General features: G+C 74.5%; 9 protein-coding genes. 6 read left to right on the top strand and 3 right to left on the bottom strand.

Translation table 11 applies throughout. The features are described from left to right. Positions 1-112 precede the first annotated feature (112 nt). Complete coding sequence (locus HCN56_RS20130; protein ID WP_167973150.1) at positions 113-1,504, top strand: NAD(P)-binding domain-containing protein; 1,392 nt, start codon at positions 113-115, stop codon at positions 1,502-1,504. A gap of 251 nt (positions 1,505-1,755) precedes the next feature. Here the strand turns inward: HCN56_RS20130 and HCN56_RS20125 are convergent, their stop codons facing one another. Further along, the gene (locus HCN56_RS20125; protein WP_167973149.1) at positions 1,756-2,415 is read right to left on the bottom strand and encodes an FMN-dependent NADH-azoreductase; all 660 of its coding nucleotides are present in this window, start codon (positions 2,413-2,415) and stop codon (positions 1,756-1,758) included. Positions 2,416-2,528: 113 nt separating this feature from the next. On the opposite strand from HCN56_RS20125, the gene HCN56_RS20120 reads away from it, so the two are divergent. From HCN56_RS20120 to HCN56_RS20110, 3 genes are all read left to right on the top strand, one after another. Next, positions 2,529-2,927, top strand: a complete 399-nt coding sequence (locus tag HCN56_RS20120) for a winged helix-turn-helix transcriptional regulator (RefSeq protein ID WP_167973148.1) — start codon at positions 2,529-2,531, stop codon at positions 2,925-2,927. 238 nt (positions 2,928-3,165) lie between these two features. Beyond that, a complete protein-coding gene (locus tag HCN56_RS20115; RefSeq protein WP_312871313.1) occupies positions 3,166-4,290 on the top strand; it encodes a hypothetical protein in 1,125 nt (374 codons plus the stop codon). Positions 4,291-4,360: 70 nt separating this feature from the next. Further along, on the top strand, positions 4,361-4,699 hold the full coding sequence (locus tag HCN56_RS20110; RefSeq protein ID WP_167973147.1) for a rhodanese-like domain-containing protein: 339 nt from the start codon (positions 4,361-4,363) through the stop codon (positions 4,697-4,699). Positions 4,700-4,739: 40 nt separating this feature from the next. Here the strand turns inward: HCN56_RS20110 and HCN56_RS20105 are convergent, their stop codons facing one another. Beyond that, positions 4,740-5,930 carry a macrolide family glycosyltransferase gene (locus tag HCN56_RS20105; RefSeq protein ID WP_167973153.1) on the bottom strand — a complete coding sequence of 397 codons (1,191 nt, stop codon included), beginning with the start codon at positions 5,928-5,930 and terminating at the stop codon, positions 4,740-4,742. Positions 5,931-6,189: 259 nt separating this feature from the next. On the opposite strand from HCN56_RS20105, the gene HCN56_RS20100 reads away from it, so the two are divergent. Both HCN56_RS20100 and HCN56_RS20095 read left to right on the top strand, forming a co-directional pair. Then, positions 6,190-6,753, top strand: a complete 564-nt coding sequence (locus HCN56_RS20100; RefSeq protein WP_167973146.1) for an SCP2 sterol-binding domain-containing protein — start codon at positions 6,190-6,192, stop codon at positions 6,751-6,753. A gap of 270 nt (positions 6,754-7,023) precedes the next feature. Next, entirely contained in the window at positions 7,024-7,749 is a 726-nt protein-coding gene (locus HCN56_RS20095; protein WP_167973145.1) for an SDR family NAD(P)-dependent oxidoreductase, read from the top strand. A gap of 81 nt (positions 7,750-7,830) precedes the next feature. Here the strand turns inward: HCN56_RS20095 and HCN56_RS27305 are convergent, their stop codons facing one another. Continuing rightward, positions 7,831-9,360 carry a VOC family protein gene (locus HCN56_RS27305; protein ID WP_209312975.1) on the bottom strand — a complete coding sequence of 510 codons (1,530 nt, stop codon included), beginning with the start codon at positions 9,358-9,360 and terminating at the stop codon, positions 7,831-7,833. Between the last annotated feature and the right edge of the window lie 255 nt (positions 9,361-9,615).

Genomic DNA, 9,615 nt, shown 5'->3' with positions numbered 1-9,615 from the left:
CCCCCCGACCGAGCCCCACCCCGGCGCGGGCCGAACCGGCCTCGTCGCCCGTCCCCAGGTCGAACACGCCCGAGACCACGGGCACGTCAAGGAAAGTGAGCGGGGATTACTGATGCATGACCTCGTCGTGGTGGGCGCAGGCCCCTACGGACTGTCGATCGCCTCCCACGCCGCCGCAGCCGGGCTCGACATCCGGGTGCTGGGACGGCCCATGGCGAGCTGGCGGGACCACATGCCCGAGGGCATGTTCCTGAAGTCCGAGCCGTGGTCGTCCAACCTCTCCGACCCGGGCCGGCGCCATACGCTCTCGGCCTACTGCGCGCCGCGCGGGCTGCGGGCCGAGCACGCCTCGCCGCTACCGATCCGGACCTTCAGCGACTACGGAATGTGGTTCGCCGAGCAACTCCAGCCGCGGGTCGAGGAGGTGACCGTGACCTCCGTCGCCCGCACCGACGGCGGGTTCACGGTCACCACCGCCGACAACGACACGATCCGCGCCCGGTCCGTGGCGCTGGCGATCGGCGTCATGCCGTTCGTCAACCGCCCCGGGCCGCTCCGCGGGCTGCCGCCGCAGCTCGCGTCGCACAGCAGCGACCACGGTGACCTGTCCGGCTTCCTCGGCCTGGACGTCACCGTTGTCGGCGCCGGCCAGGCGGCGCTGGAGACCGCCGCGCTGCTCGCCGAGGCGGGCGCGCGGCCGCAGCTCCTGGCCCGGGCGGAGCGGATCAACTGGAACACCCTGCCGCAGCCGTTGCGGCGGCCCCCGCTCGCCTCGCTGCGCGAGCCGCACTCCGGGCTCGGCACCGGCTGGTCGAGCTGGGCCTGGTCCGAGCTGCCGTGGGCGGTGCGGCGGCTGCCCAGCACACTCCGGGTGCGGATCGCCGACACCGCGCTGGGCCCGGCCGGGGCCTGGTGGCTCCGCGACCGGGTGGAGGGCGTGGTCCCCGCCTTCCTGTGCCGCAGCATCGTCTCGGCGGACGCCGCCAACGGCGGGGTACGCCTGCGGGTCGCGGGGCCGGACGGGACGCGGCGGACGATGGAGACCGGGCACGTCGTCGCGGCCACCGGCTTCGTGCCGGAGCTCGACCGGTTGGCGATGCTCTCGCCGTCGCTGCGGGCCGGGGTGCGCACCACGCCCGGCAGCGGGGCGCCCTGGCTGGGATCGGCCTTCGAGTCCTCGGTTCCCGGCCTGTTCTTCGCGGGACTCCTCAGCGCGCCGTCGTTCGGGCCCGCCATGCGGTTCGTGCACGGGGCGACGTTCACGGCGGGGCGCCTGGTGCGCGGTGTGCGTCGCCACCTGGAGGCGGTGCACGCGACGGCCGCGTCCACGGCGCTGTCGGCACCCGGCGCCAACAGCCCCGCGGGTGTCGCGACCCCCGGACCCCGCGGGGGCGACATCGCCGCGCGGCGTGGCGAGACCACTGCGGCGCACCGTCCCGCTGCGGAGGGCGCGCGCACGGAACCCGTCGCCGACGGCCACGAGGGCTCCCGCCCGGTCGGCTGAGCGGCCTGCGGGGGCGTTCCGTGCCCCCGCCGTCGGGCCAGGCGGCCCGGCCGGACGCTGCACGCTCCGCCGGTGCATGGAGGACGCACACAGGTCGGTGCACGGGCCGGTGTACGAGTCGTGACGGGGACAGGACCGGCTGCCGAGTTCGCCGGCGAGGTGGCTCCGGGAACGCGAACGGGGCGTCGTGCACGTGTGCACGACGCCCCGTTCGTCCGGTGACCGGAGCAGGCCCCCCTCGGGCAGGCCGGTCAGACGGTGGCACCGGCCAGCTTGCCGCCCAGCTCACGGCCGAGGCTGCTGGCCGCCTCGTGGGCGGAGGCGGCGGAGGCGTCCGCGGCCTCGATCAGACCGGACATCGCCGGCACCACGCGCGCCAGGGTCAGCTCGGGCACGATGAACTCGGCCTTCAGCCCCAGCACGGTGCCGAGCGCGTGGGTCAGGTACGGCACGGCGAAGTCGTTGCCCTCCTGCGGGGTGCCCTCGGCGTAGGAGCCGCCACGGCTGCTCACGACCGTGACGGGGGTGCCGGCAGCGCTGGGGTTCTCGGTACCGCTGGTGCGGCCGGGCAGGATGACGTGGTCCAGCCATGCCTTCAGCGTCGAGGGGATGGCGTAGTTGTAGAGGGGCGCGCCGATGAGGATGGCGTCGGCCTCTTCGAGCTCGCGGATCAGCTGCTCGCGCAGTGCCGCGGCGCTCTGCTGCTCGGCGGTGCGCTCCTCGGCCGGGACGAAGCCCGTGCCGTAGACCTCAGCGTCGATGTGGGGAACCGGCTCGGCGGCCAGGTCGCGGTGGATGACCGTGCCATCGGGGTGGACGGCCTCCCATGCCTCGCGGAAGCTGGCGGTCACTGCGCGGGAGACGGAGTTCTCGCGGGCCAGGGCCGAGTCGATGTGCAGCAGCGTTGCCATGGGGTGATGCCTCCAATGCCTGAAGTGAGTAGCTCTCACTGGGTGCGCTGCTATTAGTACCACAGAGGCTTACTTTTCTGCACCTGCAAGATGTTTTCCAGTAGGCTGGGGCCATGACTGAGATCGGGGCACGACGGGCGGCCGGCGCCGACGAGCAAAGTGTCTGCCGGGAGCCGGCAGACGGCATACAGCGTGTTTTCTCCCTTCTGGGCAAGCGGTGGACCGGACTTCTCATCGCGGCCCTGATCAATGGCCCGGGCGGCTTCGCCACCCTGCGGCGTTCCGTTCCGGGCATCAGTGAGCGGATGCTCTCCGACCGGCTGACCGAACTGGCGGAGCTCGGTCTGGTGACGCGTGAGGTCGATGCCGGGCCGCCCCTGCGGGTCCAGTACCAGTTGACCGCCGCCGGTCACGCGCTTCGCCCGGCGATGCTGGAGCTGACCAGCTGGGCCGATCGTCACCTTGCCGACGGTGCTGCTGCGTGCCCGAAGGAGTTCCGGGAGGAGGGGTGAGTCGCCCGCTCCCCAGAGGTGCGGGCGGCGCCGGGATCGCCCGGGGCTCGGAGGTTTCACGTGGAACATCGCACCGTCGGGCGTCGGGTCGCACCGCCCTGACTGGTCACCGGTGGGAACGCCCCGCCGGAGTCGAGGTGCCGTGGGCGTCGCGGGTCGGCGGCCCACCTTCCGAAGGTGTCCGAGGGTGAACGGTCCCGGAGCGACGCACTCTGCTGTGGCACGTAGCCTGTTGCCCGTGACCACCCCGGAAGACGCACAGCACCGGCCAGGCCCCTACGACTCCCACGCCGAGGGCGCGGGTGAGCAGGCGGCGGCTCCGCCGCAGCACCCCGAGACCTTCGGCGTCGGGGAGCCCGCCGCGTCGGAGCAGGGCGCAGCTGCCGACCAGGCCGCCACCGAGCGGCTGGAGCAGGCGGTGCGTGCCGTCGAGACCGCGCTCATCGAGTACGAGATCGCCGTGGAGTCGTTCCGGATCGAGGTCGAGAACTTCGCCCGCCTCCACGAGGAGCGCCTCGGCCCGCTGCATCAGCGCCTGGAGGAGCTGGAGGCGCTGATCGCGGAGACCATCGCCGCACGGACCGGGGACCCGGCGGACCGGCGCCGCGCCGAGGAGGCGCGGGCCCAGCTGCTGCCGATGCCGCAGCTGCCCGGCCTCTTCGAGGGGTGGCTGGAGGCCGAGGGCATCCGATCCGACGCGGTGGCGATGCTCACCGGGCAGTCCGTGCAGCCGCCGCCCCGCGTCCGGCCCGGCGAGCAGGCCCGCAAGCTCTTCCGTGAGCTGATGCGCGCCGCGCACCCCGACCTGGTGACCGACGAGACGGAGCGCGGCCGTCGCGGCGCCTTCGTGGCTCGGGTCAACCAGGCCTACGCCCGTGGCGACGTCGACGCGCTCCAGCAGCTCTTCGACGAGTGGAACGCCGGTCCCGCCCCGGAGCCGACGCCGTTCACCCGGGCCGAGGAGCTCGCTGCCCGCCTGGAGTGGTTGGCCGCGCGGAAGGAGAGCCTCGCGGCCGAAGCTGCGGACCTCGAAGCGGGCGCCGTCGGCTCCATGCTGCAGCTGGCGAAGGACGACCCGGACGCGCTGCTGGAGGAGATCGCCGCCGACCTGCACCGCAAGATCGGCGAGCGTGAGGCCGAGCTGAACCGGCTGCACGGCGGTGCTTCCCAGGCGTCCCCGCCCCACGGGGACGGCGGCTGGGGTGACGCTGCCAGTGGCTACGGTGCCGCCGACCCGGCCGGGAGTGATGGGTACGGCCCGAGCGGGGGCGGTGAGTACGGCCCGGCCGGGGACGGCAGGCACGGCTCCGAGTTCTCCGACGGCGGCGGCCACGGGACGTCGTACGACGCTCGCGGCAACTGAAGCCGGGACGGAGACGGTCTGGGTGTCGGCGGCGCTCCGCCGCAGCGACCGTTATGAGTAGGGTTCAGCCATGAACTTCATGCAGGTGCCCACCGTCACTGTCGACTCCCTGCCCGCCGACGGTCTGCTTCTCGACGTACGCGAGTCCGAGGAATGGGCCGCCGGCCGCGCCGAGGGCGCGTTGCACATCCCCATGGGCGAGGTCGTGCAGCGGTTCGCCGAGATCAGTGAGCGTGCCGACGGCGGTCCGGTCCACGTGATCTGCAAGGTCGGCGGCCGGTCCGCCCAGGTGACCGCCTACCTCGTGCAGCAGGGGGTCGACGCCGCCAACGTGGACGGCGGGATGCTGGCCTGGGCCGACGCCGGTCGGCCCATGCTCGGCGACCACGACCAGCCGTTCGTGCTCTGACCTGACCTGGCTCGACCGGGCCGGGTCAGGTGCCGGTCGATCAGGTGCCCGTCGGCCCCGGCGTGCCGTCGGCGGCGCGCGTTCGCGGCAGCTCGGCCTCCACCAGGTCTGCCGCCCGCGAGGTGCCGCCCTCGCGCTGAGCTTCGTCCCGCAACGCCGTCAGCCGTTCCCGTACCCCGGGGTCGTCGGCCACCGCCAGCAGCGCGGTGCGCAGCGAGAGGGGGGAGGCGTCGTCGGCGTCCAGCCGTCGCGCCACGCCCAGCGCGACCAAGCGGTCGGCGTTCATGAACTGGTCGGCCGCCTGGGGGACCGCGACCATCGGCACGCCTTGGCGCAGTCCCTCCTTGGCGCCGCCCATGCCGGCGTGGGTGATGAAGGCGTCGGCGTGGGCGAGGATCGCGGGCTGGGGCACCCAGGAGTGGAGCTCCACGTTGTCCGGGATCTCACCCAGCAGTGCGGGGTCGGTCTGCTTTCCGATCTGCAGCACCACGTACCAGTCCGGCAGGTCGCCGAAGGCGGCGAGGCAGGCGCGGTAGAACTCCGACTGGTCGGTGAAGGCCGAACCGAGCGAGATCAGCAGCAGTCTCCTGCCGTCCGCCGCCGCCGGACGCTCCCACGCGTCGGCGGTGTCCCGGGCCCCGAGGCAGGCGCCCACGAACGAGTAGCGGATCGGATCGACGCGGTCCGCGTGGGGCTGCATGGCGCGTGGGATGACCGCGATGCTCCGGTCGGGCCGCCCGAGGAAGGTGTCGGGATCGGTGGTGGTCGCCCCGGTCTCCGCCAGCCACCGCCGTGCCTTCGCCTGGTAGGCGTCGGCGCCCGGCTGCGCATGGAGCCAGGCTCCCACCTCGTCCTCGTACCCCTCCCACGCAACGGAAGCGGGAGAGAGCTGCACCAGCCCCACGCCCTGCGTCTCGGCGAGAACGCGGAACGGGGCGCCGGCGATGTCCGAGAGGTAGAGGTCGGGCCGGTCGGCCGTGAAGTGGGCGTGGAGCTGCGGCAGTACCTGGATCGCCTCGTCGAGGAAGAGGTCCATCGCGGCGATCGGCGACTCGGGCCAGTCGGCCTCCGGAAGGATCGACGTGTAGGGGACCAGTGCGGCCCCGGTGCCGGTGACGAGGTCGGCGACCCGTGGGTCGTTGGCGTAGCTGACGCGGTGGCCGCGCCGCACGAGCTCTCGGATCACCTCCAGATGCGGATAGACGTGGCTCACGGCCGGGATGGACAGCATGGCGATGTGCGCGGGGCGCGGGCGGGCCACGGGCTCCTCCTTCGTCGGAACGGCTGAGACACGAGCGGTACGAGACGTATCGTCTCGCATTCGGGCGCCGTGGGCCAACCGGTTTCCCCCGCGCCGTCCGTCCCGCCCGCAAGGACCGGCAGGCCGCGCGGCGGAGGCGGACGGCACCGCGACGGAGGCGATCTTGTGGGGCCGGCGCCGGGCTCATAGGGTCACCCCCTGATGTCCGAGCGCTTCACGGGGGCGGCTGATGACCGGTGACGGATTCCGCGACGCGGTCGTGTGCGACGACGCCTCGCCACCGGGCGCGGCGCCCGCCGATGCCGCTCGGCCGGGTGCGGCGCCGCCCGCGCGGCTGACGCGTGAGTGGCTCGCGGAGCTGGACCTCACCACCGTCTCCCCCGCGGAGTTCGCCGCGCTCGCGGCGCGGCTCACCGATGACGAGGTCGCCGCGCTCGCGGCCGACCCGGTCCTCCGCAAGCGCGTCCTCGACGAGGTGTTCGCGCGGATGCCGTCCCAGCTGCGGGCCGAGGCCGCCGTCGGGTTGTCCGCGCTCGTCCGCTGGGAGATCACCGGCGCCACCACCGAGACCTACGAGGTGCGGGTGGACGCCGGCCGTTGCGTTGTCCGGGCCGGTGCCTCGGACGCCGAACCCCGCACCACACTCACCCTCGGCGACCTGGAGTTCCTTCGGCTCACCTCGGGCGCGGCCAACCCGTTCGGGCTGTACGTGGCCCGGCGGGTGCGGGTGGCGGGAGACCTCGCCCTCGCCGCCGGGATGTCCCGCCTCTTCGTGGTGCCCTCCGCCGACTGAACCGCTCGCGTCGGCCCGCGCCGGCGGCCCGGCTCCGGACCGGGCGGCGGCGCGGCTCTCGCTGCACCCGCGAGCGCGCCGTCGGCACCCGCGCGAACGCCGGGGCGTGCCTCCGTAGCGCCCGCTCTCCGCCGGACAGGGGCTGCCGTCCGTGCGCACGGTGCGTCGAGCGGTCCGCCGCCCCACGGCTGCTAGCGTGCGGAAATCGGACATCGCGCCCCATGTCGGTCACCTGGGTCGCAGCGCAGCGGACTCCAGGGGGCCCGGACCATGGCACGGACTGTACTGATCACCGGCGGCAGCAGCGGTATCGGCCTTGCCGCCGCCAAGCGCTTCGTCTCCGACGGGGACCGTGTGGTGATCACCGGTCGCCACGAGGACCGCGTCCGGTCGGCCGCGGACGAGAGCGGTGCGGAAGGCATCGTCTGCGACGGGACCGACCCGGGACAGGTGGCACGCCTCGCCGAGTCGATCGGCGACGAGCTCGACGTCCTGGTGAACTCCGCCGGCGGCCTGCCCGAGTTCACCGCCTCCGCGCAGTCGCAGCTGGAGACCACCCTCGCGGAGTGGAACGCCGCCCTCAGCAAGAACCTGCTGACCGCCGTCCTCACCACCACCGCGGTACGCGACCGGCTGCTCGCCTCCCCGGACGGGACCGTCATCTCGCTGGGAGCCATCGGAGCCGACCACGGCGCCGGCTCCTACGGCGCGGCGAAGGCGGCGCTGGCGGCGTGGAACGTCGTGCTCTCCTCACTGCTCGGGCCGAAGGGCGTCACCAGCAACGTCATCGCCGCCGGGTTCGTCGACGACACCAACCTCTTCCACGGCCGGATGACGGACCGCCGGCGGGAGGGGCTGGTCGAGGAGACCCACGACAAGCGTCCCGGCGCGGTCGACGACATCGCCGCCACCATCCACTTCCTCGCCTCGCCGGGAGCCCGGCACATCACGGGGCAGACCATCCACGTCAACGGCGGCGCGCACACCACCCGATGACCACCCGCTGACCGCCTGCTGCGCGGCCCGCGGTCCCGTGCGGCGGCCGCACACCCGGCCGCCGCACCGCACGGCCTGCGGTCAGCCGCTGCCGGGCGAGGCCCCGCCCACCCGACGGCAGAGGTAGCGGGCGAAGACCCGCCCCCGGTACTCGCTGCGCAGCACCTCGAACCCCGCGCGGTCGAGCATCGGTTCCAGCAGCCACCGGAAGGTCGAGAACTCGGTGCGCAGATGCTCGGCGTAGTCGGCCGCCGTGTACCCGTCGGCCGCGTTCACCGCGGCCGCGCCGGCCACCCACTGCCGGAACAGCGGCTCGGCCTCGGCGGGTGAGCAGTCGTACACCAGGTCCGTGAGGAGGAGCAGCCCGCCGGGGCGCAGCAGCTCCGCGATCCGCTGCAGGGCGACCGCCTTCCACACGTCGGGCAGTTGGTGCAGGGCGTGCCGGGTGTGGACGGCGTCGACCGGCGCTCCCCGGTGCTCGTAGCTGAGGAAACCGGCGCGTACCGGACGGACGTTGGTGAGCCCCCGGGCCGCCGCGGCGCGCTCCAGGTGGTCCTGCATGGCGGGGGAGACATCCACCGCCACCACCGCGCCGAAGGCCCGGGCGGCGGCGAGGGCGAACTGACCGGTCCCGGCGCCGAGATCGACCACCGTCGACCGCGCCCCGACCCCGTGGTCCCGCAGCGCCGCGATGTCCTCGGCGGGGTCGGGACTGCCCTGCTTGCGGTCGAAGCCCGCGACGAACGCGGGGTCGAGGTGTTCGGCCCCGGCGAAGTCGGTCTCGTCCGGACGGAAGGCCGGCGTCTCGATCGTGCCGCGGCCGGGCGTCGCGGGCGGGTGCGGCGGTGGCGGCGGGGCGGCTGCCGCAGGTGCGGCAGGGGGCTGCGGAGGAGCGGGCGGAGGCGACGGTGCGGTGGCGGAGGGCGCGGCGTCCGACGGGGTGGAGGGTTCCGTCGCTGTGGGCGGCTCGGCCTGCGGGGGCCCGTTCGACGCGTCCGTGGGGTCGTCCGCGCCCGCCGGGGCGATGGGCGCCACCGGCCCGGGGGTGGAGGGCCGGGCGGGAGCCGGCCGCGGCGAGGGCCGGGCCACCGACGTGGTGCCGTCCTCGGCCCCCTCCGGCACGATCGCCGCCACCGGGCCGGACGTGGCGGGTCGGGCCCGGGAGGCCGCCCGGCCGCCGCCCGCCTCGCCGACCCGGCCGTCGCCCTTCCGGCTGCGGGCGTCCGCGCCCGGGGCGGGCGGTGCGTAGGAGTCGTCCACGACGCAGAACCGGTTGCCCTCGGTGTCCGCCAGCACCACGAAGTCGGCGTCGGCCGGGTAGTGCTTCCACGGCACCCGTTCGGCGCCCAGCGCCACCAGCCGGTCCACCTCCGAGCGCTGTTCGGCGGCGCTGCGGACGTGCAGGTCCAGGTGGAGGTGGGGGAACTCGGGCGCGGGGCGGTCGCTGAGGTCCATCGCCAGCCCCGGGCCGTGCCCGTCGGGCGGCAGCAGCACCAGCCAGGCGTCCGGGTCGTGCGGATCGCGTTCGACGTAGCCGAGCGCCGCCTTCCAGAACTCGGCGGCCCGACGGTCGTCGGCGCACCCCAGCACGATCATGTCCAGGCTCAGCACGTCCGCTCCTCTCCGTACCCGGCCCGCCGCTCGGGCCGGGGCCGGCACCCATGACCGTCCGTCACGTCAGCCTAGGCACGGTCGTCGCCCGCGCGCACGCCCGAATCGCGCCGTCCGGGACGCGGTGCGGGGCGTCGGGCGGGGCGCGACCCGGGGCGCGGTACTGCCGGCGCACGTACCTCCCGCGCCCCGTGCCGGCCGGTATCCGGCACGTCGCGCTGCCGCCGTCCGGGCGTCGCCCGGCGCGACCTGCGC

The organism is Streptomyces lonarensis, from assembly GCF_012033735.1.
Classification (GTDB): Bacteria; Actinomycetota; Actinomycetes; order Streptomycetales; family Streptomycetaceae; genus Streptomyces; species Streptomyces lonarensis.
Note: the sequence above shows the minus strand (reverse complement) of the source record. Positions and strands in the feature narration are given on the sequence as shown.